Source organism: Wolbachia endosymbiont of Aedes albopictus, assembly GCF_024804185.1.
Classification (GTDB): Bacteria; Pseudomonadota; Alphaproteobacteria; order Rickettsiales; family Anaplasmataceae; genus Wolbachia; species Wolbachia pipientis_B.
In genome coordinates, this window is the sequence record NZ_CP101657.1 from 1,131,180 (window position 1) to 1,156,304 (window position 25,125).

Annotated in this window: 27 protein-coding genes, 1 tRNA gene and 1 pseudogene; 19 read left to right on the plus strand and 10 right to left on the minus strand. The window is 35.8% G+C overall.

Features of this window, described 5'->3' with window-relative positions; genetic code table 11:
- Positions 1-45 precede the first annotated feature (45 nt).
- The 4 genes and pseudogenes from NHG98_RS05915 (at position 46) to NHG98_RS05930 (ending at position 1,990) form a co-directional block, all read left to right on the plus strand.
- Positions 46-216 carry a hypothetical protein gene (locus NHG98_RS05915; protein WP_259245389.1) on the plus strand — a complete coding sequence of 57 codons (171 nt, stop codon included), beginning with the start codon at positions 46-48 and terminating at the stop codon, positions 214-216.
- 214 nt (positions 217-430) lie between these two features.
- Positions 431-1,351 (plus strand): annotated as a pseudogene (locus tag NHG98_RS05920) (IS110 family RNA-guided transposase).
- Between the two features lie 232 nt (positions 1,352-1,583).
- Positions 1,584-1,820, plus strand: a complete 237-nt coding sequence (locus NHG98_RS05925; RefSeq protein WP_259245390.1) for a hypothetical protein — start codon at positions 1,584-1,586, stop codon at positions 1,818-1,820.
- Positions 1,821-1,855: 35 nt separating this feature from the next.
- Positions 1,856-1,990: a hypothetical protein gene (locus NHG98_RS05930; RefSeq protein ID WP_259245391.1), complete on the plus strand. Its 135-nt coding sequence runs from the start codon at positions 1,856-1,858 to the stop codon at positions 1,988-1,990.
- Between the two features lie 296 nt (positions 1,991-2,286).
- On the opposite strand, the gene nth is transcribed toward NHG98_RS05930, so the two are convergent.
- Positions 2,287-2,925, minus strand: coding sequence for an endonuclease III (gene nth, locus NHG98_RS05935; protein WP_096617488.1), 639 nt, complete (start codon positions 2,923-2,925; stop codon positions 2,287-2,289).
- 27 nt (positions 2,926-2,952) lie between these two features.
- Positions 2,953-4,380 (minus strand): isocitrate dehydrogenase, encoded by a 1,428-nt coding sequence (icd, locus tag NHG98_RS05940; RefSeq protein ID WP_096617490.1) that lies wholly within the window; start codon positions 4,378-4,380, stop codon positions 2,953-2,955.
- Positions 4,381-4,522: 142 nt separating this feature from the next.
- Here icd and NHG98_RS05945 point away from each other — a divergent pair, with 142 nt between their 5' ends.
- Positions 4,523-5,017 carry an RDD family protein gene (locus NHG98_RS05945; protein ID WP_096617492.1) on the plus strand — a complete coding sequence of 165 codons (495 nt, stop codon included), beginning with the start codon at positions 4,523-4,525 and terminating at the stop codon, positions 5,015-5,017.
- A gap of 71 nt (positions 5,018-5,088) precedes the next feature.
- Here NHG98_RS05945 and NHG98_RS05950 read toward each other — a convergent pair whose 3' ends face one another.
- On the minus strand, positions 5,089-5,391 hold the full coding sequence (locus NHG98_RS05950; RefSeq protein WP_259245392.1) for a hypothetical protein: 303 nt from the start codon (positions 5,389-5,391) through the stop codon (positions 5,089-5,091).
- Positions 5,392-5,641: 250 nt separating this feature from the next.
- Here NHG98_RS05950 and NHG98_RS05955 point away from each other — a divergent pair, with 250 nt between their 5' ends.
- From NHG98_RS05955 to dnaN, 3 genes are all read left to right on the plus strand, one after another.
- On the plus strand, positions 5,642-6,535 hold the full coding sequence (locus tag NHG98_RS05955) for an RNA polymerase factor sigma-32 (RefSeq protein WP_096617497.1): 894 nt from the start codon (positions 5,642-5,644) through the stop codon (positions 6,533-6,535).
- Positions 6,528-7,025: an invasion associated locus B family protein gene (locus tag NHG98_RS05960; protein WP_096617499.1), complete on the plus strand. Its 498-nt coding sequence runs from the start codon at positions 6,528-6,530 to the stop codon at positions 7,023-7,025. The genes NHG98_RS05955 and NHG98_RS05960 overlap by 8 nt, the downstream gene beginning before the upstream one ends.
- A gap of 122 nt (positions 7,026-7,147) precedes the next feature.
- Positions 7,148-8,305 (plus strand): DNA polymerase III subunit beta, encoded by a 1,158-nt coding sequence (gene dnaN / locus NHG98_RS05965; protein WP_096617501.1) that lies wholly within the window; start codon positions 7,148-7,150, stop codon positions 8,303-8,305.
- An 88-nt stretch (positions 8,306-8,393) separates the two neighbouring features.
- On the opposite strand, the gene truA is transcribed toward dnaN, so the two are convergent.
- A complete protein-coding gene (gene truA / locus NHG98_RS05970) occupies positions 8,394-9,131 on the minus strand; it encodes a tRNA pseudouridine(38-40) synthase TruA (protein ID WP_096617503.1) in 738 nt (245 codons plus the stop codon).
- 141 nt (positions 9,132-9,272) lie between these two features.
- On the opposite strand from truA, the gene recA reads away from it, so the two are divergent.
- From recA to plsY, 7 genes are all read left to right on the plus strand, one after another.
- Positions 9,273-10,340 carry a recombinase RecA gene (gene recA, locus NHG98_RS05975; protein ID WP_096617505.1) on the plus strand — a complete coding sequence of 356 codons (1,068 nt, stop codon included), beginning with the start codon at positions 9,273-9,275 and terminating at the stop codon, positions 10,338-10,340.
- A 164-nt stretch (positions 10,341-10,504) separates the two neighbouring features.
- Entirely contained in the window at positions 10,505-11,197 is a 693-nt protein-coding gene (locus tag NHG98_RS05980; RefSeq protein WP_096617507.1) for a phosphatidylserine decarboxylase, read from the plus strand.
- Positions 11,194-11,964 carry a CDP-alcohol phosphatidyltransferase family protein gene (locus NHG98_RS05985; RefSeq protein WP_096617509.1) on the plus strand — a complete coding sequence of 257 codons (771 nt, stop codon included), beginning with the start codon at positions 11,194-11,196 and terminating at the stop codon, positions 11,962-11,964. The genes NHG98_RS05980 and NHG98_RS05985 overlap by 4 nt, the downstream gene beginning before the upstream one ends.
- 31 nt (positions 11,965-11,995) lie before the next feature.
- Positions 11,996-13,339 carry an alanine/glycine:cation symporter family protein gene (locus NHG98_RS05990; RefSeq protein ID WP_096617511.1) on the plus strand — a complete coding sequence of 448 codons (1,344 nt, stop codon included), beginning with the start codon at positions 11,996-11,998 and terminating at the stop codon, positions 13,337-13,339.
- A 2-nt stretch (positions 13,340-13,341) separates the two neighbouring features.
- The gene (locus NHG98_RS05995; protein ID WP_096617513.1) at positions 13,342-14,808 is read left to right on the plus strand and encodes an alanine/glycine:cation symporter family protein; all 1,467 of its coding nucleotides are present in this window, start codon (positions 13,342-13,344) and stop codon (positions 14,806-14,808) included.
- Positions 14,809-14,818: 10 nt separating this feature from the next.
- A complete protein-coding gene (locus NHG98_RS06000; RefSeq protein WP_096617515.1) occupies positions 14,819-15,046 on the plus strand; it encodes a hypothetical protein in 228 nt (75 codons plus the stop codon).
- Entirely contained in the window at positions 15,046-15,621 is a 576-nt protein-coding gene (gene plsY, locus NHG98_RS06005) for a glycerol-3-phosphate 1-O-acyltransferase PlsY (RefSeq protein WP_096617523.1), read from the plus strand. Before NHG98_RS06000 ends, plsY begins: the two co-directional genes overlap by 1 nt.
- Here the strand turns inward: plsY and NHG98_RS06010 are convergent.
- The 3 genes from NHG98_RS06010 to NHG98_RS06020 form a co-directional block, all read right to left on the minus strand.
- Entirely contained in the window at positions 15,616-17,493 is a 1,878-nt protein-coding gene (locus tag NHG98_RS06010; protein WP_096617517.1) for a hypothetical protein, read from the minus strand. The two genes, plsY and NHG98_RS06010, sit on opposite strands and share 6 nt — an antisense overlap.
- A gap of 52 nt (positions 17,494-17,545) precedes the next feature.
- The gene (locus NHG98_RS06015) at positions 17,546-18,457 is read right to left on the minus strand and encodes a cation diffusion facilitator family transporter (protein ID WP_096617519.1); all 912 of its coding nucleotides are present in this window, start codon (positions 18,455-18,457) and stop codon (positions 17,546-17,548) included.
- Positions 18,458-18,468: 11 nt separating this feature from the next.
- Positions 18,469-18,541, minus strand: a tRNA-Val gene (locus NHG98_RS06020).
- Positions 18,542-18,798: 257 nt separating this feature from the next.
- Between NHG98_RS06020 and NHG98_RS06025 the strand changes: the two genes are divergently transcribed.
- From NHG98_RS06025 to NHG98_RS06040, 4 genes are all read left to right on the plus strand, one after another.
- A complete protein-coding gene (locus NHG98_RS06025; protein ID WP_096617521.1) occupies positions 18,799-19,434 on the plus strand; it encodes a hypothetical protein in 636 nt (211 codons plus the stop codon).
- A 102-nt stretch (positions 19,435-19,536) separates the two neighbouring features.
- The gene (locus NHG98_RS06030) at positions 19,537-21,264 is read left to right on the plus strand and encodes a hypothetical protein (RefSeq protein WP_259245394.1); all 1,728 of its coding nucleotides are present in this window, start codon (positions 19,537-19,539) and stop codon (positions 21,262-21,264) included.
- A 17-nt stretch (positions 21,265-21,281) separates the two neighbouring features.
- Positions 21,282-22,490 carry a hypothetical protein gene (locus NHG98_RS06035; protein ID WP_259245395.1) on the plus strand — a complete coding sequence of 403 codons (1,209 nt, stop codon included), beginning with the start codon at positions 21,282-21,284 and terminating at the stop codon, positions 22,488-22,490.
- Positions 22,491-22,495: 5 nt separating this feature from the next.
- Positions 22,496-22,621 carry a hypothetical protein gene (locus NHG98_RS06040; RefSeq protein WP_259245396.1) on the plus strand — a complete coding sequence of 42 codons (126 nt, stop codon included), beginning with the start codon at positions 22,496-22,498 and terminating at the stop codon, positions 22,619-22,621.
- A 100-nt stretch (positions 22,622-22,721) separates the two neighbouring features.
- Here NHG98_RS06040 and NHG98_RS06045 read toward each other — a convergent pair whose 3' ends face one another.
- The 3 genes from NHG98_RS06045 to NHG98_RS06055 form a co-directional block, all read right to left on the minus strand.
- On the minus strand, positions 22,722-22,850 hold the full coding sequence (locus NHG98_RS06045) for a hypothetical protein (RefSeq protein ID WP_259245398.1): 129 nt from the start codon (positions 22,848-22,850) through the stop codon (positions 22,722-22,724).
- A 568-nt stretch (positions 22,851-23,418) separates the two neighbouring features.
- A complete protein-coding gene (locus tag NHG98_RS06050) occupies positions 23,419-24,270 on the minus strand; it encodes a ParB/RepB/Spo0J family partition protein (protein WP_096617278.1) in 852 nt (283 codons plus the stop codon).
- Positions 24,267-25,109: a ParA family protein gene (locus NHG98_RS06055; protein ID WP_096617276.1), complete on the minus strand. Its 843-nt coding sequence runs from the start codon at positions 25,107-25,109 to the stop codon at positions 24,267-24,269. Before NHG98_RS06055 ends, NHG98_RS06050 begins: the two co-directional genes overlap by 4 nt.
- Between the last annotated feature and the right edge of the window lie 16 nt (positions 25,110-25,125).

Here is a 25,125-nt window from a genome sequence, read left to right on the forward strand (position 1 = left end):
CTACAATTTGAGAAACCGTCATTCCGCTACTAGTTAGCGGAATCTATGCTGAGATACCGCGGCGGTATGACGGTTCGCGGTGGCATGACGATAAGCTCGTCATCCCGCTACGTGTTAGCGGAATCTATGCTGAGATACCGCGGCGGTATGACGGTTCGCGGTGGCATGACGATAAGCTCGTCATCCCGCTACGTGTTAGCACCGCGGCGGTTGTAAGTTAAAAATATGTTATAAAAGAAACAAGAGGGAAGATAACTCTACTCACTATAGGAATAGAGCTATCACGGGCGTGTGCGCGGCGTTGGTGTTATAACAACCGTCTATATCAAGGTACACTAGCCCTATCCCTCGATACGTTTGAATAGTTGCATGGGACATATGTATGCACCCGTTTACAATCTTAAATCAATAAACTATCGAGGTTGTTAATATGGTTACATCTTATCAAAACTTTATTGGTATTGACATCGGAAAATTTAAAAATGTTGTTGCGGTTCACACACAGAAGAGTGTTGTCGAATTTGATAATAATGCTTCTGGTTGGCAACAATTGTTTAAAAAGTTTTCAGGTATCTTACCTAATTCTTTAGTAACTTTAGAAAATACAGGAAAATATGAGCTTGGTTTATCGCATTTTCTTATTGACAAGAATATCGCTGTACATCGAGCTAATACCCGTAAAGTAAAAAGCTTTATCTTGTCTCACGGAACTTTAGCAAAGTCTGATAAATCAGATGCAATGGCTCTTGCTCAGTATGCGCCATAGAACTCTTTCTCCCTACTTCTAAAGAACAATCAACTTTGATTGCACTTTGTCAACGTCGTGATGACCTTACACAAATGAGAGCCCAAGAGAAATGTAGGTTGGAAGCACCTGAAAATGACTACACAAAAAAAAGTTGCCAAAAAACCATTGACTTTTTTAACAGTCAGATAAATAAGCTCAATAATGCCATACAAAAAATCATTGATAAAAATCTAGAGTTACAGAAGCGCCAAAAAATTCTGAGAACAGTGCCAGGAATAGGTCCAAAGTTATCACAAGATTTTGTGTGTCTGATGCCGGAGCTTGGCTACTTAAACAGAAAAGAAGTAGCAAGTCTTGCTGGAGTTGCACCGCATCCAAAAGAAAGTGGAAAAGCTATTGGTTATCGAAGAATAACAGGCGGTAGAAGCAATGTTCGTACTAAGCTTTTTACGGCTGCAATGGCTGCTGCAAAGTCCAAATCTGCACTTGGTGCCTTTTATTCCAAGCTCATTGAAAGTGGTAAGAAGAAGATGGTAAGCTCTAATGCGTAAAATTATGGTTATTGCTAATGCCAGGCTTAAAGAAGCAGTTAATGTGAATTAAAAAATCTGCATAGAAAATAAGTTAACGAATATGTGCGTCCACACACACTTAAAGCACATATTCGTTAACCATAAAATCTAAGCAGTAACTGTTGTTTGATATAAAATTTTTCTATGATAAATTAGGGTGTTTATTGTCAAAAATGCATTTTCTAATTGAATAAAAATACAAAATTATAAACAAGAGTTGTAATAAAACTAAATTCAAAAAATTTAAAAAAAACATAGTTGATATGACGGTCTGCTGCTTGTTAGCGGCTAAGAGATACCGCGGCGGTATGACGGTTCATGGCGGTATAACGGTTAAGCAATTCGTCATCCCGCAGCGGGATCTCTTGTTAGCGGATGAGATACCGCGAATGAATCGCGGTATGACGGTTCGTGACGGTATAACGGTTCGCGGTGGTATGACGGTTAAGCAATTCGTCATCCCGCAGCGGGATCTCTTGTTAGCGGATGAGATACCATGACGGTATGACGGTTAAGTAATTCGTCATTCCGCTATGTGTTAGCGGATGAGATACCGCGAATGAATCGCGGTATGACGGTTCGTGGTGGTATAACGGTTCGCGGTGGTATGACGGTTAAGCAATTCGTCATCCCGCAGCGGGATCTCTTGTTAGCGGATGAGATACCATGACGGCATGACGGTTAAGTAATTCGTCATTCCGCTATGTGTTAGCGCCGCGGCGGTATGAAGGTCTGCTGCTTGTTAGCGGCTAAGAGATACCGCGGCGGTATGACGGTTAAGTAGGGTGTCATGCCAGTCTGGAATCCAGAAATTTTGCTTATAACTGAGCTGATGAGCTAAAGGTAGTTGTCTTACGCTAAAACAAACGTTTTTAATTAAGTTGCATAGAAGCTGGATCCAAGTAGTCTGGGCACTGGTGGTCCAAACTACAACGTTCGTACAGTTGTGAATGACAAGATAGTGTGCTAGAATTTATATCTCTTGCATTCAAACTCACATAAATCATGTATTATGCATGTTTCACACGAAGGTTTTTGCGCTTTGCAAACATATCTACCATGCAAAACTAGCCAATGATGAGCATAAAGTAGGTATTTTTTTGGCACTACATTCAAAAGAGACTGCTCTGTTTTAAGTACATCTTTTTCTTTCACAAGCCCAATTCTATTGCTAACTCTAAAAACATGAGTATCAACTGCCAATGTTGGAATGCCAAGCCCTGAATTTAAGAACACATTAGCGCTCTTTCTCCCAACCCCTGGTAAAGATACCAAATCATCGAAATCAGTAGGCACTTTGCTATTGTACCTCTCAATCAATATTTTGCTGAGCCCGATTATGTTTTTTGCTTTGGAATTATATAAACCAATACTGCTTATGCATTTTCTTAGCTCACTCTGCCCAAAACTCAGCATTTTTTCTGGCGTATCAGTGATACTAAATAGCTCCTTTGTAATTTTATTAACGCTTATATCAGTTGTTCGCGCTGATAGAACTATCGCAACTAATAACGTAAAATCATTGGTATAATTCAGCTCTATTTTTGGTGCAGGATTTGATTGCTTGAATTTTTCAAATATCAGTTCTACTTTTTTTGAGTCCATTTCATTTACCACACCTCTTTTAAATATTTAAACGAAGAAACCCTCTTTCCCATCATACAAATACAACTTATCCATTCTTACTACGTCAAAGGTATTTTCTTCAAGTTTGATTAGTAGGTCGTTTACGTCACTATTTGTGATAGGTTTTTTTTCGCTATTTGCAATGAACCTGCAGGTTATTTGGTCACTTGAAGACTTTGAACTTCCTGGCCAAATCGCAAGGCCTTTTGAATATATTGCTATAATCTGCGGATTACTTGTTTCAAACAACTTCACTATTTGGTCAAAATCAGCCGGCTTACTCCAGGCAAGCGTTATATCGCTACCAACTAGCTTTCTAACTTTGTAGTCCTGTTCGTAGCTATTTTGTATTTCACTTATTTTGCTATTTGTACTGCTACCGACTGTAAGCTCAGATAATATTGCAGGCTTCTTTCCTAGATTCTCTATAATAGCTCCTGCAAATTCTTTTGTACCAACTTTTTGTTTACTCTTTTTCTCTTTATATAAATCGGCAGTGTGTATTCCATCTTCTAAGGTTTTTAACCATGCATTGTAAATTAGTTTTGCAGTGCTGGCTTGACCTACGTAAATTAACATATACACTGCAGCATTTAAAAGTCCAGAAGGATTAGCTATATTTTTTTCTGCAATATCAGGAGCAGAACCATGCACTGCTTCGAACATCGCGTATTCGTTGCCAATGTTACTACTTCCTGCAAGCCCCACAGATCCAGAGGTTTGTGCCACTATATCTGATAATATGTCGCCATACAAGTTCTCGGTTACTATAACATCGAAATTCTCGGGCTCTGTAGCAACTTTTGCCATTCCAATATCAACTATATAATGTTCTGCCTTTATGTCCTGGTATTCCTTTGCAATGCGATCAAACGCGGCATGGAAAGTTCCGTCAGTCATTTTCATTATGTTATCTTTAGTCAGGCAAGTTAATTTTTTTCTATTGTGTTTTTTTACGTATTCAAAAGCGTACCTGCATATCTTCTCTGAGCCAGACCTAGTAATAATTTTAGTGCATTGGTACAAGTCACCAGTGAGCCTATGCTCCATTCCGGTGTAAACATCTTCTTCATTTTCGCGTATCACTACGATATCAAACTTATCGAATTTATTTTCTATAACAGGATGATATGAAATACATGGCCTGATGTTTGCATATAACCCTAGATTTTTTCTGAGTGCAACGTTCAAGCTTTTGTGGCCTTTACCTTGAGGAGTGGTTGTCGGAGATTTGAGTAATATCTTTGTTCTTTCAATAGATTCCCAACCACTTGGAGAAATTACGTGAGACCATTTCTTATTATAAATACATTCTCCTATTTCAATAATATCTATTGAAATCTTTGCTTCTGCTTCGCGCAATATTGACAGCACCGCTTCCATAATTTCTGGTCCAATACCATCACCATACGCAACTGTGACTGATGTTGACATAACTTTCCTAGTTATAAATGATTTAATGTTAATTCAAATAATAGAGTGGCACAAGCAGCTAATATTGCACAAATTAGTATATTTACGATTATTTAATAACATATTTTTATACTAGTTACGTCACAGTAGAACAGGGCAGAGTATGGATACTAAAGTAAGTTATGCAGGGATTACAAGACGTATTTTTGCATTTGCAATTGATTATATTTTAGTACAGGGAATGGGGTTTGTTATCGGATTTATCATTGGATTTACTTTAGCATATTCTCTATCACTCAATGTAACTGAAATGATTTTAGATAAAGCAGTAGCTATACAAGTAATAGGGTTGATATTGGAATTAATATTTTATGTATTTACGATAATAGAATTTGGTGGTACTCCAGGACAATTGTTACTTCGCATGCGTGTAAAAGACGAAAATACACTTGAAAAAATCACTCTAATACAAGCAATAAGCAGAACAGCAGTTTTTGGAGTATTATATTTTATAATCTGCTACACACTATTCAATATTTCTAGTCTATTCATAGTTGTATCAATCTTAATCATATTATTTGCAATCCTTGACCAGCGTAAACAATTTCTTCACGACAAAATTGCAAAAACAGTAGTAATAGACTATAAACCTAGTTGATATTTTTCTTTAGTTGTTACCATCAAGGGTATTATTCCAGCACGTGACCCACAGCTGTACGAACATTGCAATTAGCAGGTAATTTGCATAACAGACGGTGTCATTCCAGTCTGGAATCCAGTTTTCCATATAATCCCATCGAAAACGTTGTAACCACTTTCTATGCTAGTTTGCTTGTGAGCAACCTGGATCCCAGTGTCTGGGCACTGGGATGACAGGAGAAAGAGGCTACTTGCATGACGAGAAAGGAGCACTGGGATGACGAGAAAAGAGCACTGGAATGACATCATAGGGGCTTGCATGACATCATTCTTTTTCCTGGATCCAAGTGTCAAGCTACTCGGATGACAAAGAAATAGGCACTGGGATGACAAGAAAGGGGCTACTCAGATGACAAAAAAAGGAGTACTGGGATGACACCACTTACTACGTATTTAAACTATAATGTTCATCATTACACGCTGGCAGGATGTCATATATAGTGTTACCCAGGTAGCTGATGCTGGGGCTTATCGTTTTTAAGATCCCAACTAGATAGAAGGTTTGTACTTTTTTCAAATCAAAGCTTGAATTTTTGCCCGAAAATCAATATATTATATATATGAAGTTTTAATTTAAGTTGTTATGTTGACTCCAATGGCAAGCTTATGTGTCGATAGCAGAACCAATCTCATGCAATATATTGCTAGGGTGCAAAAATTTCCTATGCTGTCTCAAGAGGAAGAGGTACGATTAGCAAAAAATTGGAACCAATATAAGGATGTTTCTTCTGCTCATAAATTGATTACCAGCCATTTGAATTTGGTAGTGAAAATTGCAATGAAATTCAAAAATTATGGACTATTGTTGATGGACCTGGTCATGGAAGGAAATATGGGTTTAATGCATGCAGTGAAAAAGTTTAATCCTGATTTAGGGTTTCGTTTTTCAACTTATGCGGTGTGGTGGATTGAAGCTTCAATAAAAGACTTTATATTGAAATCTTGGTCGTTTGTGAAAATAGGCACAACGCAAGCACAAAGAAGATTGTTTTTTAGTTTACGTAAAATAAAAAAAAGAATTTTACAGTATACAAACAGGGAAACCTTAAATAATGAAGAAATAAAAGCAATATCTAATGAGCTTTCTGTATCCGAAGGAGACGTTCTGCAGATGAATTACCGTATGGCTTGTAAGGATCAGTCGCTAAACGATTGCATAAAAATAGGTGATGACTCTAAAAGGGAGCTACAAGATATGATCCCATGTAACTTGGTTAGTCAAGAAGTAACCTATCAGAATCATGAAGAAAAAGAATTAAAAGAAACAATTTTAAACAATGCACTAGCGATCCTCAACGAAAGGGCAAGAGACATTTTTATCAGTAGATATTTGTCTGAAAACATTCAAACTCTGGATGAACTTAGTAAAAAATATTGTGTTTCAAGAGAAAGAATAAGGCAGTTGGCTGAGCAGGCGATGGCTAAGGTAAAACAATATATACAATCTGAAAGTTTGAAATTTGGTTTGCATGCGTAGTTTTTTTATATTTCTAATATTTTTTTCGATAGGCGCTTTTGCATCGGTTAGTGATGTACAATTGAAGGAAAAATACAAAGACTGGCTTGTATATACTGCATCAGAAGATGGAGAGAAAGTGTGTTACATTGTATCTTACCCTAAAACAAAAAGCGAGCATTATACAACCAATCGCAAGCCGTATGTAATGGTCAGTTATGTTGATAAAAAAGCAGATGAGGTAAGCGTTACCTCTGGTTTTCAGTATGATAAGGAGCCTGTAGCTCTCAATATCGACAAAAAAATTAAATATACACTGCCTATAATACAGGGAAGTTTTGCGTGGGCAGAGCATACAAAAATAGATCAAGATCTCATTCTAAAAATGAAGCAGGGATTATCAATGGTAGTTAATGGAAAAACAAAAACAGTGACCATTGATGATACTTATTCCCTACTTGGCTTTCAAAAAGCGTATCAAAAAATGCATGATTTATGCCATATAAAGTAAATCATTGTAACAAAATACCCAGCTATAGTATAAACTGGACTACTCTTTCAATGGAAATATAAATAGCACTTTACTTTATATGGGATGTGGATATCATTTAAAATATATTTTGAGAGTTAGCAATGTCAGAGGCTGCAGGTGTAGATACAGAAATCAAAAAGCAAAATTCTGTGTGCGAGCAGATGCGTTTTAGCGTGAGCCGTACAAGTCTTTTAAATACATTATCCAGAGTAAGTGGAGTGGTTGAAAGGCGTAATGCAATAGATGTTTTGGCATGTATAAATATCAAAGCACAACACGGCAGCATAAAATTAATGGCAACTGATCTTGACATTTCAATGTTTGCCTCACTTGCTGCAACCGTATTAACAGAAGGAGAAGTAAAAATTTCAGCGCATACTTTACATGACATAGTGAAGAAGTTACCCGCTGATTTGGATGTCAATTTTGAAGTAAACAACCAAGGAAAATTATTGATGTCTTGCGGAAATGCAAACTTTTCTTTACCGAATGTAGTTTCAAGCAGCTTTCCTGCTCTTGAAGAAGACAATTATAAACATGATTTTATTCTACTAAATACGGACCTGATAGACTTATTAACTAAAACAAAATTTGCTGTATCACTAGATGATACAAGGTATAATTTAAATGGAATATATCTACATACAGACGAGCAGTTTCTGTACTGCGTTGCAACTGATGGTCACCGTTTATCATGTATAAAGAGACCAAAGCCTGGGAACATCAATGGCGAATTTGGTGTGATCATTCCACGTAAAACTGTTATGGAGCTGTTAAAAATATTGGACGATTGTAATGAAATTAATGTAAAACTCTCAGACAGAAAAATCAAGTTTACATGCGGTGAATATATTCTAATATCAAAATTAATAGATGGGACTTTTCCAAATTATAAAGCAGTTATTCCAGCATCTCAAGACAAGCATATGATTATTGAAAGTAAAAAACTTTCAGATGTTATAGATCGAGTTTCCGTTGTTGTATCTGATAAAGTAAAATCCATTAAATTCTCACTACAAGAAAAGCTGCTGACTCTGCATTCAAACTCTCAAGAGTGCAGTGATGCAACTGAATCCATAGAAGTGGACTACAATGAAGCTCCTATAGAAATAGGGTTTAACTCGCGTTATTTGCTTGATGTTCTATCCTGCATAAAAAATAAATGTAAATTTAGCTTAGCCGATGGTAATAGTGCTACAATTATCACTGATGAAGACGATTCAAGTGTATTATATGTAGTGATGCCAATGAGAACTTAAACTTGTCATCCCGCTTCTTGTTAGCAGGATCTGGAGATACCGTGGCGGTATGACACTTATTTCACTAAGAACGTTACTTTTTATTAAATTAGTAATCTATCTTTACCAAATATAAGCCAAAAGGTGGTGCAGTAACTCCAGCTGCATTTCTTTTGCATTGGTTTAATATATTTAGCATTTCTTGCGGATTGGTTCTATTTTTTCCAAATTCAACTAAAGTACCCACAATGATCCTCACTTGGTTATGTAAAAAGGAAATAGCAGATATTTTGATGTGTATATGATTCCCATTTTGTATTATATCAATATCATCAATTGTTCTCATCGGATTTGCGGCTTGACAATCTTTTGAACGAAAACTTGAAAAGTCATGTTTTCCAAGTAGATGTTTAGCAGCTTCACGCATAATATTTACATCAAGTGGGTTAAACACTTGCCATACATAACCTGTCTCCAGAGCGGCAGGAGCATAGCGATTAACTATTCTGTATTCGTAATATCTTTTTTTTGCTGAAAACCGTGCGTGAAACGCATCATCTACAACTTCTGCATTAAGCACGACTATGGGAATTGATTTTAAATGATAATTTATTGCGTTTCTTATTCTATAAAGCTCAAATTCCTTTTCCATATCAAAATGAGCAATTTGTCCTAAAGCATGAACCCCTGCATCAGTCCTGCCACCGCAGTACAAAGTAACTTTCTCACCACTAAAATTAAATATAGCATTTTCTATGGCTTCCTGGATTGAATTAGCAGAATGTTGCTGCTTCTGCCAGCCAGAGAAACTACTACCATTGTATTCTATCGTTATTTTGTATCGCACTGCAGAGTCTATCTAACTTTCTATCTTAATATAATTTAGGTAGCTAATTTTTCTACGATAACGTTCTTCGTTATTAAAAAACCCTTGGCAGATTGTTCACGTTCGATTATCATGAAAGTTATACAAGTTAATAAATGATCCATGGCAAACAACTCAGAAGAAAGAAATAATGATAAACAAAAAGCGCTAGATAACGCAATAAGCCAGATTGAAAAAGCATTTGGTAAAGGTGCAATAATGAAGTTGAAGCAAAACCCTGTAGAGAAAATAGACACAATATCCACGGGATCAATTGCGCTTGATTCGGCTCTAGGTGTTGGAGGTCTGCCAAAAGGACGTATAATTGAAATATTTGGTCCCGAGAGTTCTGGTAAAACCACTCTTGCCTTGCATGTGATTGCTGAAGCACAAAAAAAAGGAGGATCATGCGCATTTATCGATGCAGAACATGCATTGGATGTCTTATATGCTCGTAAACTTGGGGTAAGCACTGATGATTTAGTAATTTCGCAACCAGACACTGGGGAACAAGCATTACACATTGTTGAGTACTTAGTGTGTTCTGGTGCGGTTGATGTGATAGTTATTGACTCTGTTGCAGCGTTAACTCCAAGAGCTGAAATTGAAGGTGATATGGGTGATCAACATATGGGGCTGCAAGCAAGGCTTCTAAGTCACGGGCTACGAAAGCTAACCTCTGCCGTTTCAAAAGCGAACTGTATATTGATATTTATTAATCAAATTCGTATGAAAATAGGAGTAGTGTATGGAAATCCTGAAACTACCACGGGTGGAAATGCATTAAAATTCTATACTTCTGTAAGGCTTGACATAAGAAAAGTTGGTGTAATAAAAGACAAAGAAAATATTACAGGCAATGAAACAAGAGTTAAAGTTGTAAAAAATAAAGTTGCTCCTCCATTTAGAGAAGCGAAATTTGATATAATGTACAATGAAGGTATATCAAAACTCGGAGAAATAATAGATATGGGAGCAAAGCTTGGTGTGCTTGAAAAAGCAGGTGCTTACTATTCATATAACAACACACGTCTTGGACAAGGAAGAGAGAATGTAAAAACTTACCTAAAAACAAACAAAGAAGTCGCAAATAAAATAGAAACAAAAATCAGAGATTTACTCAGAAATCATGATAATTCTATCATAATAGACGAAGATAGTGAGCAACTTTTAGAAGAATCCGTGTTCTGATCTAAACTTAGTTTGTGTTGGATGGGTTGTTACAGTATGACGGTGTGTGCTAATCTGTAATGTTACCTTGTATCAAGAGGACTTTGCTGAAGCAGTTAAAAAAAGCTTTTCATGAGAAATTATAAATGATAAATTGTTAACAATAGGTTATTGTTAATAAGATTATGTGTTTTAGTTTACCTAATATAAACAGGGAAGGTTATTTATTTATAGTCGTTGCCTTTATAGTAACGTGTATAGCATTCTCTATATCTTGGGGGTTTGGTGTTACGTGCTTGTTTCCGACATTATTGTGTACTTATTTCTTTCGCGATCCAGCAAGAGCTGTGCCAAACAATAAGGATCTTATATTGAGTCCTGCTGATGGTGTGATTTCAAAAATTGAAGAAGTTAATTATCCTTTATCGGCAGAAAATGGAGAAGAGAAGAAGTTCACGCTTGTTAGCATATTTTTAAGTGTTTTGAACGTCCATGTGAACCGTATACCAATATCTGGTACGATAAAGGAAATGAATTATAAAAAAGGCAAGTTTGTATCTGCAATGAGCAATAGGTCTAGTAATGAAAATGAAAAGCAGGTTATTGTGATTGAATACAAAAAGGGAAAAGAAATTATTGTGGAGCAAATAGCTGGATTAATTGCACGTCGTATCGTTTGTAATTTAGGAGTATCCCAGAATGTGAAAGCAGGTGAAAGGTTTGGCATTATAAGATTTGGTAGTAGAGTGAATATTTATGTTCCTGCTGATACAGAAGTCAGAGTTTCAGAAGGGCAAACTGTTATTGGTGGTGAAACAATTATAGCAAACTTAAATAAGGAAAACATTCAAGAGAAGCTTACTTTTGACGTCATATGAATAACGATGGAAGTAACAGTAGATTCTTACCTATTACTAAATTATTCCCAAACTTTATAACTTTATTGGGTTTATGTTCTGGTCTCACTTCACTTAAATTTACATTTAATGAACAATGGGAATTCTCAGTAATTTTTATCATCATTGCAGCAATAATAGATGGAATGGATGGCAGAATAGCTAGAATTCTAAAATCAACTAGCGATTTTGGAGCCCAGCTTGATTCTTTTGCAGATTTTCTAAATTTTGGTGCAGCGCCTGCATTTCTTTTGTATTTTTGGAAGCTAAACGAAATCAAAGTCATAGGTTGGATTTTAGTAATGATATACGTAATCTGCATATCAATAAGACTTGCAAGATTTAATGTTTCGCTACACTCAGAACAATCACACCAGGAAAAATTTTTCTTTTCTGGTGTTCCAGCTCCAGTGTGTGCTTTACTTTCTTTGTTACCAATAATTATTACCTTTCAATCTCATGAGAGTGAATACTTACTTCTCATAGAGCGATTTTTTAACACAAGAAACGTAGCTTGTTACTTTCTGGCCATTTCATTTTTTTCGATAAGTCACATTCCAACTTTCTCTGCAAAATATATTTATGTTCCCAAAAGCCTATCCTATATATTTGTGTCATTTTTTGGAGTACTTATTATATTTTTCATCAGTAAGCCCTGGATGACGCTACCAATTTTAGGTGTAGTGTATGTACTTACTATTCCAGTAAGCACTGGGCTTTATATATATTACTCGTATAAAGCTCGTTAGCTATAAGTTATAATAAAAAGTAGTGAGCAGCATGATTGTAAAAATAAGTGAACTGTTAAATTCATTTCTGTACATAAAGATATTCAACATTCCATTTATAATTATTTGGGTAATTGCAACTGGAGTTTCTTGTACCATCCAATTCAAATTCACTAACTTTAGATTGTTCAAGTATGGAATACAGACGCTATTCAATCTAAAGTGTAATCACAATAACAATGGCATAATCACTCATATTCAAGCGTTTGCAACAGTAATTTCAGGAACAGTTGGTCTTGGAACAATATCAGGAGTTGCAATAGCTATCACAATAGGGGGGCCAAGTGCAGTTTTTTGGATGGTAATTACCGGAATACTTGGTATGTCGATAAAGTTTGCCGAGGTGGTGCTTGCATTCACTTATCGCTCTGAAAATGCAACTGGCGGGGCTTTTTATTACATGAAGTACGGGCTTGCAAAAATTGGATTTGCAAAAACTGGTAGATTTCTTGCCCTTACTTATGCGATTATGCTGCTTATTGCGATGATTTTAGGCGGCATACCATTTCAAGCAAATCAAATTGCAGCATTATCAACCAACCTCTTTGAATACAATGCATCTGTTATTATATCCCTGCTCGTCTTAATTGTAATATTGGGAGGAATAAAGCGTATTGCTTTTGTTTCAACAGGTTTAGCACCAATCATGATAGTGCTATATGTGGGTATGTGTATATATTTAATTTGTATGAACGGAAGTAATTTGCTGAATGCTTTATCCATAATATTCCAAGACATCTTTAACAAATCAGCTATAGGAGGCGGAGTATTGAGCGGATTAATAGCCGGAGTGAGAAGATCAGTGTTTGCTAACGAAGCAGGTACCGGAACAGCAGCTATAGCACATTCAGCTGTAAAAGAAGAAGATCCAATTAAAGTTGGATGCGTTGCAATGATTGCACCACTTATAGATACAATATTAATCTCATTTTTGACTGGTATTGTGATAATTATCACTGATATGCATAGCACTGATAACGTGGGTGATATTACATTAATTAGCTCGGTATTTTCAACAGTTTTACCCTTGTTCAGCAAGTTAGTTTTTCCGCTAATGATGTTTTCCTTTGCATTTTCTACAATAATAGCTTATTGTTACTACTGTGAAGTTGCTCTGCTGTATTTATTTGGTAATAAAAAAATACTGATACCGTTCCAAATTCTTATAGTGGTTTCAGTGTATATCAGTTGTATGTCAAATGATATAGAATTTATATCTTATCTAGGTGACAGTTTGTTTATGTGCCTTATGGTTCCAAATGCTGTTGCAATATATCTACTGAGAAGGGAAGTTTTGAATACAATAGATTCTTATTACAATTCTAAAGGGTATTAAACATGGTTTATAGATTGCTTTGTATGGTGTTATTTTGCCTATTGTTTAATGATGTGTACGCTGCTTCAGGTTTTTACGAAAGTTATGACGCTGTGTTGAATGGAATAAATAACTTCATTAATGAAGTGCTGTTTTTCAAAATCTTTTATATACCGTTCATACTTCTTCTACTATCCTTTGGTTATGTATTTTTAACCTTACGCTTTAAGTTTCTCAACATAAGAATGTTTAAGCATGCGTTTGCTATTTTATGTGGAAAATATGACACGAATCACCATGATGGTCATATTACGCATTTTCAGGCATTTATGACTGCACTTTCAAGCACAGTAGGCCTTGGAACTGTTGCTGGAGTCGCAATTGCAGTTTCAATGGGAGGGCCAGGAGCAGTGCCTTGGATGATGATTACAGGTTTTTTTGGTATGTCAGCAAAATTTGCCGAAGTGACTCTAGCATTTAGACATAGAACAGAAGATCAGGAGCAATTGTTTAGTGGTCCCTTTCAGTATATAAGGAATGGTCTGGAGGAATTTGGATTTAAAAAACTTGGTATTGTTTTAGCTGCAATATATGCGGTATTCTTTGTATTATCAGGTCTTGGTGGAAGTGTAGCGTTTCAAACTAACCAAATGGTTTCAATATTATCTGGCTATTCAAGTTGGGTAGATGGTCACTCTTGGTTTCTTTCTTCCATAATCTCTGCGCTGCTTGCTCTAGTGATTATTGGCGGAATTAAAAGGATAGCTAGAGTATCTTCTGCACTAGTGCCTATTATGTCACTCATATATATATGTAGCTGCCTTGTTATTATTGGATTTAATATCCACAATCTTGGTCACACATTTAAGATATTATTTTCCAACATGATAGATTTTAATGCTGTTGGCGGAGGGATGGTAGGAGCATTTGTTGCTGGAATTCAAAGAGCAATTTTTGCCAGCGAAGCTGGTGTCGGCTCTGCTGCAATTACTCATGCAACAACTAAAGATGAAGAACCAGTAAGAACTGGGCTTGTTGCTATGATAGAACCGTGTTTTGATACAATGCTCACTTGCTGTTTAACTGGAATAACGATAGTAATAACAGGTGCATACCAGACTAGTGTTGGCGAAGGGATATTAATCACTCAAAAGGCATTTGAAACTGTTTCTTCATGGTTTCCTATACTTTTAACCATAGCTGCACCTTTGTTTGCATTTTCTTCAGTAATTTCGTTTGTATATTGTTGTGAAATGGGGTGGCTATATTTATTCGGTGCAAAAAGTATAGTGATATACCGCATAGCAGTAATAATTGTAGCGTTTTTTTCTGGTCTTTCTAAAGATATAATGGCTATTGCCAATATCGGTGGAACTTCGTTCTCTTGTTTAGCTCTCATCAACATGACAGCGCTTATACTGTTTAGTAATCAGATTAACGATGAAGTTCAGTGCTACCTAAAAAGGCTGAGGAATAATAAAATTAATTAAATTTTGGCATATGAAGGTACAACAACAGATGTCATTCCAGTGCCATCTTCTTGTTATAGCAAAACTCCCTCTTGTCATCCCAGTGCGTGACACTGGGATCTATTTTGTATATAATTCCACCATAGTGTTATGTTTTAATGTAAAATTTTATATTTATCTACTAGGTTCGTTTGCGAACAAAGTTCGCTGGATCCCAGTGTCACGCACTGGGATGACAAGAGAGAGGATGCTAGAATGATGGAGAGGTACGTAATCCTTATACTATCCTACATATTAGGTTCAATACCGTTTAGCTTAATCATTATAAGAATAAAAGGGATAAACTTAAGAGCAGTAGGTTCAGGAAACATTGGCGCTACAAACGTTGCAAGAACAGGAAATAAATGTCTTGCTGCTCTGGCATTATTTCTGGATTCCTTGAAAGGATTCATCGTCGTTTATATAGCACAACAATTTTGTGATAATAACGATTTTTATATATATGTATCTGCAATTTTAGCAGTTTTAGGGCACATGTTTCCTATTTGGCTAAAATTTAAAGGAGGCAAAGGAGTTGCAACAACTCTGGGAGTGTTGATAGCGTTTAACATACCTGTGGCATTAGTGTTTATATTTGTTTGGCTAGCAGTGTTTTTTACCTTTCGATATTCTTCCCTTGCTTCATTAAGTGCTACCTCAACGACTGTAGCATGGTCCTTTTTTTTTCAGAGGAATTTGTTTTTAATATTACTAGTTATAGGAACACTAGTTTTCCTAACACACCATAGAAATATTGCGAATCTTTTACAAGGCAAGGAACATAAGTTTTTATAATTCATGTGCTGCCAAATTATTGACACTTAAAATACGAGACAAATTGCTTGACGGTATTATCCTTGCTTCATTATTCAAAGGTATTATTCTTTCTTTTACTACTTTATCTATTTCTTGTGTTGTCAAAAGACCATCTTCAATAAACCCTTGTTTCACTTCTTTTATTTTTTTATAAAGCGTAGTTATGTCACATTTGTTTTGATTATAAATGTCTTCAATTTCTAACTCTAGTTTGCATGAAGCTTCTTTTTTTAGCATGTCATTTATCACTGCTTCCGTCATTGCTAATTTTTTCTGCAAAATTTTCTTTATTTTTTCCTTATCATTTTCGTTATTTCGACTGAGTTCTGAATATACTCTATAGAGTTTTTTTTCTTGTGGTAGAAACCTTAATCCATCTAACATCCTAACCACTTGACCCTCAATATTCCCCTCAGCTTTTAATTTAAATTCCTTCACTTCCTTCTCTATTATTTTATCAGCTATCTCCTCAGCTTCATCCAGAGATGAACCCTTAAGGAAAAAATCTGTCTTGAGTAAATCTCGATTTAATAGTCCCAAGAATACTTTTTCTTTAATACTTTCAAGTAAATTTTCTTGATTGCTTAAACCATGTCCATCCAGTTTATCTTCCACGTGCTGACTCAGTTCAAGATATTGTAGTCTATTTAACTTTATAGAGTTGATATTTTTCATTAACGTCAGCACAACTTGTTCACTATATTGAGAAGTAAAATTCAGTAATTTTCTCATTAAGGGAACACTTACTTCTGAGATGAAATCATCAACTATTTTTTGATTTTCATTATCACCTGGGTTATCTTGAGCCTTATACCAAGCGTTAAAGATTTCTTTGTTATTTTTCTTATTCTTTAACCTGTCTAACATAAACTTACGTGCTTCACTTTCTGCTTCTGAAAATAATATTTGCCTAGGAGGAATAAATCTAATTTCCGGATCAGGATGAATACCTTCTAATGTACTTAACATCCTATAAACAATACCGGTAAAGCAGGTGTTAGGAATACGCTCTTTTCTAGAGAAAGTTTGGCTATCAAGCAAGTTTGTAATTAACGCGTCTTTTTTATTTTTTGCAGCTTCTCTATCTCCATCATTGCAGGCTTTCAGAACTAAAAGTAAAATCTGTCCACCTGTGAAACCAGAGCTATGCTTTTGATCATCTTTGCAAAAATCCCCTAAAAACTCGATTACTCTTCCTTTATCTTTATCACTAAACTCATATGAACCATCTATATATCTAATGAATTGAATATATTCATCGTTTTTGATTACGTCTTCAGGTACTTGTTCGCAATACTTATCTTTTAATTTATCAATATTTTTAACGATATCATCATTTAATTGGTGAGGGAGTAAATGTTCATAAGCATTATCGAGCTTATTAACGCTAGCTCGTACATTTTCTTTTACGCCTTCTAAGAAAAAACTTATAGAAGCCTTAAATAACGTAACTGGATTAAAATCTTTTGGTCTTAGCTCACTCTGCAATAGAATTAACACCATTGCGAGTGGTATCGTTGCCAGAAATGAAATTAGTAAGAAAGTAGTTGTAAAAGTGAGATATGTTATAAATGCTGAAAACAAGAAGAAAGATACTAGCTTTATCATGTTATTCTTAAAAAATATCTCCCAATAGTCTTTTTTGGTTATTTTCTCACGCTTTGCGGCCTTTATTTCTTTGTAAATGTAAAAAGTTTTTATCTCAGCTCTAAAGAATATAGTAGCAAAGGACAAGAACGCGTTAGCAGGATTAACTAAAATACTTAACGCAACGAAATTTACAAAATAACTAGCGAATTTCAGTCTACTAGAATCTTTTGAAGGAAATTGCAGTTGAGAAATACCTATCATAGCCTACCTTTGACATCATTACACTCTAGTAATAGCATAATAATTTAAAACGTCAATGTTTAAGTATTTTATTATCCGCACACTCATCGTATTCGATCTCGACTGTAGAGTGTGCTATCTCGAACCTATTTAGTAGTATTTTTTTTATCTCATACAAAATATCAGTGTGTTGTGCATCTTGCTTTACTTTGGCATGCATGGTAATTATAAAATAATTATCAGACAGTGACCATGCATGTATGTGGTGCACATCTATCACTTCAGGTAATTCTGATGTGATCTTACTTTTTATTTCCTCAGTAGATATCCCTTCAGGTGTACCTTCAAGAAGTATGTGGCAAGAATTCTTTAGAATTTTGTAGCCACTATTCAAAATGATTACACTGACAAATACCGATAAAATCGGATCCACCATTTGCCATCCAGTAAACATGATAATTATGGATGCAAGTATAGCAGCTACAGAACCTAAAATATCTCCTATAACGTGTAGTACAGCACTTTTTATGTTTATATTGCTCTCGCATTTACTATGTAATATAAAAAAGACTATGATATTAGAGATCAGGCCAAGTGTAGCAATTACTAACATTACTTTCCACTCAACATTTACCGGAAAAATAAATCTTTTTATTGACTCAATTATAATGATTACTGCAATGAAGAATAAAGTTAAACCATTAACAAATGCTGCAATTATCTGCAACCGATGATACCCGTATGATCTTTGCAAATCAGATTTCTTAGCTGAAAATTTGTGTGCTAACCAGCTTAAAACTAAGGCAAAGAGGTCAGTAAGCATATGCCCTGCATCTGATAATAGAGCAAGCGAATGTGAAATTATTCCACCTACTATTTCCATAAGCATTGTTATCGCAACTATTATTATGGAATAGATTAAGCGCTTGGACTGCGCTGCTGAGTGTTTACCGTTATGCACTGCTGTCATATAAAATCTTTTCATGAACAAAAACGTGGGTAACACTGGGTTCGAACCAGCGACCGCTTGCACGTCAAGCAAGTGCTCTACCAACTGAGCTAATTACCCATCGTGGTTTTAGTATAGTGCTTTGGTGGAATGAAAGTCAATTTGCTTTTAAATTCTTACCCTATCCTAATGTAACGTTAGAATTTAGATTTTTTTTGTGGTCAAGCTATATCTTATATTATTCATATTAAATTAATTACTTATACTTCTTCACTAAGATATAGATTATATCAATATGAAAATTCACACTTTTTTAGTAGAGATCATATTAATATTGAAACATATATTTGAAAATTAAATACGAAATGGAGGGTAAAATGTCTAATTATATGTCAATACAAAATAGTAAAACTAGAGTTATAAAGAACGAGTTACAAACAACAGGTAGGGTTAGAGCAAACGATCAATCTGTTGAAGACGTAAAGATCACAAATGACCATGCTTTTTATAAATTGATTTGTGAAAAACAAGCTCATGGGGATGTTTCAGTGGAGCAATTTAATTCACTATATTATGAAATTTCTGAGAAGATGATAAAAAAACCTTTTACCACTCAGGAAATAAATGACTTCTGCAAGGAAAAAGGTATTCCTTTGTTTACAACGGATGAATTACTTACTCTTGTACCAAAGGAAGACACAAAATGTTATGTAAATTACGAAACAAATTCAGTAAAAACCCATGATCACGGATATATGGCTGATCAGATTAATATTAAAGCTTCATATATAAGGGCGGATTCAGTCAACCATCAAGATTACCAAAATTACGTTGTGGATTCAGATGCGTATTATAAATTTATATACAAAAAGATGGTGGAAGGATCTATAAGAAGCTGGGTTCTTGAAAATCTTGATGGATCAAAGTCAAGCGAAGACAGTATGAGAGAATATTTGAAAAATAGTTCTTACGATCAGGAGCTTAAAGCTTGGCTAAGAGATAATCCAGAGTGAAATCTCAAGGGATGGCTAAGCGATCCGGCAAATAAGGGATATACAAATGTAGAGTATAATGTATTATATGAGAAAATCTCTGAAGAACTTGTTCACACCAGTATGAGTATTGATCAAATTAAGGGGATATATAATAAGTATGATATAACACCTCCAACAGAAAGTGAATTCGGAGGGATAAAAAAAGTTCAGGAGGAAACAAGATCAAGTGAGCATTATGAACAAAAAACAGGTTTAACATTCCAAGGTAGAATAAATCTAAACGTTACTGATGACAATGCTGACAATAAGTTTAATCTAAACATTGACCTATTTCAGGACAAAAGTTTTGAAGATTTGACTGACCAAAACAACGATGGTGTTATCAACAATGAAGGTCTCCTAAAATCACTAGAAGAAACTGTAAAAACATTCAATGAAGTCTTTGGAATAAAGAAAGATAACAATCCACTTCTAACGCATGGAAACGTTGCTAATTTTAGGCTGTTCCTGTTTGAAAATAAGGAGAGCTATCAGAAATATTTAAGTGGCGGTCATGACGTTCACATACCAGGTTGTGGTGCAGCAGAATCCTCTGACAATAACTATATCAGTAATATGTACTCTCATGCTGAAAACGCTAGGAATAATGGTGATTTTACCCATGATGGAAAAATTGATCATAACGATTATAATTATGTTATTAAGCATGAGTTTGTCCATGCGTTAACGTTCTATTTAACTTCTAAGCTCGATCTTGGCAAAGTTTTAATGGAAGGGTTAGCAGAGTACGTAACGCACTTAACAGAAGGAGAAAAACCGGCTGATTTTGCAAAACTTGTTAATGAGGAATACAAGGAACATACTCTAGAGGAAATAGTTAAAGGAGCCATCGATCCTTATCAAACCGGTGCAGCAGTTATTGCATATATCGAAGAAACTTATCCAAATTTCATTGATAATTTACTTTATGCAGCAACAGAAGATAGGAAAACTATAAATGGCCGTTTTTATTTCAAGGAGATGATGCAAAAAATCTACCAAAGCGAAGCAGAGAAAATCCAAAAAGGAGAAGAGTTTTCTAATTGGGTAAAAACCCACTCAAGCGCGGAAGATAGTTCTGTTGATGCTCAATTTGAGCATCAATCAGTAGATAACAAAGAAGACGAAGTGCAGCCTGACAATTCGAGAGAACAAATAAGTGAAAAGAAGGCGGAAGTCCAGCCTACTGGTTCATTGCGTGGTTTGGAAGCACTTAAAAAACCAGTAATACATGAGCAAAATGAAGGGCAAGAAAAGATTGTTCTAAAGGATACAATCTTGAAAATAGAAAAGAGCTACGATCAAGGTTCAGAAGGAAAACACAAGGCAAATGTAACGATAGATTATAATGATGTGAAAGCCTTGTATGATAGAGCAGAAGGAGCAGAAAAGCAATCTGTGTTAAAGTTTTGGCACAAATTGGCTGAATCAGGATATAAGGTTGGTGCTTTGCCGGAAGACAAATACTATTTTGAAAAAGGCAAATTCGTAATCCACGATAGTGGCACAAAGAAACTTATAGTGTTACCTGAAGATAAGGTATCCATCAAGATAATGAAGGATGGTGATAGTTATAGTTTAGCTATATCAAGTGGTAATGGCAAAGTAATAAGCAGCATTAGTAAAATAGATAATCCAAATTACGAATTGCTGTCAGATTCAAGTCATTTCAATTTAGGGGAGCAAGATAATATTGTATTATCAGATCAACATCACGAATATAATCTTTATCTAGAGAATGGCTTTGTGAAAATGTTTGATTACACAAGCGACCACATTTATCACGACCACAACTCAGCCTACATCTAATACATACAGGGAGGGCAGTGCCCTCTTCTTGTCATTCCAGTGTCAAGCACTGCCGTCTTGGATGGAAACCAGCGTCACGCGCTGGAATGACAGATGCGAGTAGCCCCTTCGGTGTCATCCCAGTCTGGGATCCAGAAAAATTGATTGTGCACTATACAACATTTTCGATCAAACCAGTGTCAGCTACTTGCATGACATCATCTGCTACACACTTGGATTACAAGAGGAGAATTCTGAAACAACAAGTTTCAGGGAAGTCTTATGCAAAATCTAGCATTTATAGAAATTATATTATTTTTATGCACTCTATGGTTTTTATAATTAATGGAGAGTGTGATATGGCGTTGAATGATGATTTGAATGGTAGAAAAGTACAAGATCTTATAAACGATGATACATTTATAACTGCTCTAGTACCAAAGCTCACAGCAGGTGCTGGTGTTAATGGTGTTTACACTAAAAAAGGTGTGGATGATGAGTTGAAAAAGAAAGCTGACACAGCCGCTCTAACTAACAAAGCTGACAAGAATTACGTCGATACTGAGCTAGGAAAGAAAGCAGATACATCTGCTCTAGATAATAAAGCTAATACTACAGATGTTTATACTAAAACAGATGCTAATACTGCATTCGTTAAAACTGCAGATCTTAAAACAAAAGCTGCAGAAAAAGACGTTGTTGAAGCTATATTCGATGCTAAAGATGGCAATGATAAAATTTCTGAAACAAAAATAGGTGCTACTTTTGCTAAGAAAACTGATTTAAATAATAAAGTTAACGTTCTTGGTGACAATGCAACTGAAGCTGGTGTAAATGCTATGTTAGGCAAGCTCACAGGAGATAACGTAGTTGTTAAAATCAATGCTTCCAACCTTACAGATGCATCAAACCAAAAAGCTTTCGCGGAAGCTATACTTCCTGCTAAAAATGGCAACAAATTAGTTCTAGTAGAAAAGTTAGGAGAATTTCTTGGTAGTAAAGAAACAGCACCGTATGATGGTACCAATAACCAAACAGCAAAGGTTTTCTTAGCCGAAAAAGGGTTGAAACCAACGCCTCAAGAAGTAGCTACTGAACTTATGAAGAATCCTGATTTCACACAAGCTGCTACAATCGAGGCTGACGCAAATGATAAAGGATTTCAAGGCGCCGTAAGAGGAGTAATGTCACAACCGTACTTTGATATTCTAACAGATGACAGTACTCCAATTTCTATGGTTTGGTAATGTAAGTGCTAGATCCAAGTAGTCACGCTACTTGGATAACACCCCACAATGTCATTCCAGTGCTTGACACTGGAATCCAGGAAAGTTTGCTTGTAAGCAAGCAAACTTATTTGGTGAGTATAAAAGTATAGCTAACGCGAGCTCTACGTCATATCGCCGTGGTATCTCTAGATCCCGCTAACACGCAGCGGGATGACGAATTGCTCAACCTTCATACCGCCACGGTATCTCTTAGCCGCTAACACATAGCGGAATGACGAATTGCTCAACCTTCATACCGCCACGAACCGTCATTCCGCCGCAGACCGTCATACCACCGCGAACCGTTATACCGTCACGAACCGTCATACCGCGATTCATTCGCGGTATCTCTAGATCCCGCTAACACGTAGCGGGATGACGAATTGCTTAACCTTCATACCGCCACGAACCGTCATTCCGCCGCGGTATCTCTTAGCATAGATCCCGCTAACACGTAGCGGGGTGACGGCAATCCTACGTCATACCGTCACGGTATCTCATCCGCTAATACATAGCGGAACGACGGTTGTCGTTTAGCTACAAATATTAAGAAATTTACCAAACGAAAAAAAAGGCAAAAGAAGCCCCGTGGTGCGAGTTTTGACCCTATATTACTGTAAGTGGCGCTGTAATAATGTGCTAACGCTTAAAATAAGCGCGATTTGGCTGAACGTAGAAAAAATAAAAAAGACATGCAGCCGCTATAATTTTATGTAATCCGCCAATAAATACTCTGAGTTTTTTACTGAATTTTATCATTGAGCCTGCAGGTCAAAAACAAGTTTTGAGTCATAAATACCCTTAATACTACAATAAGGGGGCTGGCGGAGTTTGTCAAGTGATTTTTGTCTCTCCATGCTACTTGGGTGACACCAACAGTTGTATTTTATATTATCTTTTTGCTCTACTAGCACTCAAGTTTCCTATTTAAAATTTTTAATATTAAATTCAATTCATTTGGATTATTATACCGTATCATAACTTTACCCTTAGAATTACTGTCATTAATTTTGACCTTTAAACCAAGTTGAGAAGATATAGCACCTTCTAGTGCTGCCATATCTTGATTTTTAGCACACTTATGCTCTTTTTGATCATTATTTTGTTGTAAGTCTTTTATCAATTTTTCAGTTTGTCTAACACTTAAGGCCTGAAAAACTATTCTTTCTGCAATACTTTCCGCATTTTCAACATTAATCAACGCTCTTGCATGGCCCATAGATAGCTTTTTTTCGTTGATCATTGTTTTCACCCTACAGGAAAGTGACAACATCCGAATCATATTGGTTATGTGACTGCGGCTTTTGCCTATAGTTGAAGCTAATTCTTCATGTGTATAGGAAAATTCATCTATCAGTCGCTTATATGCTTCACCCTCTTCTATTGGATTAATATCTTGCCTTTGTATGTTTTCAATAATGGATACTTCCAAGCATTCCTTGTCGCTCAGATCTTTTATGATAACGGGTGCACTATCAAGATTTGCAATCTTGCTTGCTCGCCAACGACGTTCCCCAGCTATTATTTCGTAACCATCATCATTTGAATCTTTGCGTACCACGATAGGCTGTATCATGCCACTTTTCTTTATCGAATTTGCAAGTTCTCTTAATGACTCCTCGTCAAAATGTTTCCTCGGTTGAAATTTGCTTGGGTGCAGTAATGAAATAGGCAAATACTCTTGTCGATCTTCTTTATTATCATAATTATCGCCTATGAGACCAGCAAGACCTCTGCCGAGGCGTCTATCATCCTTCATACCACGCCCTCACTCACTAGCTTCTTCTCCTTACAACTGCTCGCGTGCTTTTTCAAAATTTCCCTTGCCAAACTTATATATGCTTGTGCACCAGGACACTTAAGATCATACACAATAGCAGGTTTTCCATGAGAAGGCGCTTCTGATAACCGTACGTTACGTGGAATAACAGTCTCATACAATGGGATGATAGTTTTGTATACTTTATCATTTAAATACTGGCAAATATCGTTTTTAATCTGTTCACTGAGTTTGTTGCGCCTGTCATACATTGTTAACACGATCCCTTCTATTGCCAAAAAAGGGTTTAGGTTATTCCTTTTTATCAGTTCTACAGTTTTAACTAAATGGCTTAATCCTTCCAGAGCAAAAAATTCACACTGAAGAGGAACAATAATAGAATTAGCAGCAGTCAAAGCATTTATGGTTAGAAGCCCAAGAGATGGAGGGCAATCGATGATTATATATTCATAATTATCGCGTATCTTCTCTAATGCGCTTTTTAGCACAAATTTTCCTCGCTCAAGTTGTGATAATTCAATTTCTGCAGCTGATAAATCAACTACTGACGAAATTAGTGATAAATTTGGAATTTCCTTTATATTGAAAATTGCCGATTCTATCAATTCATTTTCGCTGCTCAGTAGTATTTTGTATATATTTTTTTCTTCCCTACTACGATAAGAAATCCCGAGTCCGGTGCTAGCATTTCCTTGAGGATCAAGATCTACCAATAAAGTGCTTTTTCCCACAGCAGCAAAGGCTGTCGATAAATTTATACTGGTTGTGGTTTTGCCAACTCCACCCTTTTGATTTACTATTGCAATAATCTTGCTCACGCCTTTTATCTTATGT

Coding starts and splice junctions, on each gene's coding strand:
- NHG98_RS05915 (WP_259245389.1), top strand. CDS start 46: ATGCTGAGATACCGCGGCGGTATGACGGTTCGCGGTGGCATGACGATA.
- NHG98_RS05925 (WP_259245390.1), top strand. CDS start 1,584: ATGACGGTCTGCTGCTTGTTAGCGGCTAAGAGATACCGCGGCGGTATG.
- nth (WP_096617488.1), bottom strand. CDS start 2,925: ATGGACTCAAAAAAAGTAGAACTGATATTTGAAAAATTCAAGCAATCA.
- icd (WP_096617490.1), bottom strand. CDS start 4,380: ATGTCAACATCAGTCACAGTTGCGTATGGTGATGGTATTGGACCAGAA.
- NHG98_RS05945 (WP_096617492.1), top strand. CDS start 4,523: ATGGATACTAAAGTAAGTTATGCAGGGATTACAAGACGTATTTTTGCA.
- NHG98_RS05955 (WP_096617497.1), top strand. CDS start 5,642: ATGTTGACTCCAATGGCAAGCTTATGTGTCGATAGCAGAACCAATCTC.
- NHG98_RS05960 (WP_096617499.1), top strand. CDS start 6,528: ATGCGTAGTTTTTTTATATTTCTAATATTTTTTTCGATAGGCGCTTTT.
- dnaN (WP_096617501.1), top strand. CDS start 7,148: ATGTCAGAGGCTGCAGGTGTAGATACAGAAATCAAAAAGCAAAATTCT.
- recA (WP_096617505.1), top strand. CDS start 9,273: ATGGCAAACAACTCAGAAGAAAGAAATAATGATAAACAAAAAGCGCTA.
- NHG98_RS05980 (WP_096617507.1), top strand. CDS start 10,505: ATGTGTTTTAGTTTACCTAATATAAACAGGGAAGGTTATTTATTTATA.
- NHG98_RS05985 (WP_096617509.1), top strand. CDS start 11,194: ATGAATAACGATGGAAGTAACAGTAGATTCTTACCTATTACTAAATTA.
- NHG98_RS05990 (WP_096617511.1), top strand. CDS start 11,996: ATGATTGTAAAAATAAGTGAACTGTTAAATTCATTTCTGTACATAAAG.
- NHG98_RS05995 (WP_096617513.1), top strand. CDS start 13,342: ATGGTTTATAGATTGCTTTGTATGGTGTTATTTTGCCTATTGTTTAAT.
- NHG98_RS06000 (WP_096617515.1), top strand. CDS start 14,819: ATGAAGGTACAACAACAGATGTCATTCCAGTGCCATCTTCTTGTTATA.
- plsY (WP_096617523.1), top strand. CDS start 15,046: ATGGAGAGGTACGTAATCCTTATACTATCCTACATATTAGGTTCAATA.
- NHG98_RS06010 (WP_096617517.1), bottom strand. CDS start 17,493: ATGATAGGTATTTCTCAACTGCAATTTCCTTCAAAAGATTCTAGTAGA.
- NHG98_RS06015 (WP_096617519.1), bottom strand. CDS start 18,457: ATGAAAAGATTTTATATGACAGCAGTGCATAACGGTAAACACTCAGCA.
- NHG98_RS06025 (WP_096617521.1), top strand. CDS start 18,799: ATGTCTAATTATATGTCAATACAAAATAGTAAAACTAGAGTTATAAAG.
- NHG98_RS06030 (WP_259245394.1), top strand. CDS start 19,537: ATGAGTATTGATCAAATTAAGGGGATATATAATAAGTATGATATAACA.
- NHG98_RS06045 (WP_259245398.1), bottom strand. CDS start 22,850: ATGAATCGCGGTATGACGGTTCGTGACGGTATAACGGTTCGCGGTGGT.
- NHG98_RS06050 (WP_096617278.1), bottom strand. CDS start 24,270: ATGAAGGATGATAGACGCCTCGGCAGAGGTCTTGCTGGTCTCATAGGC.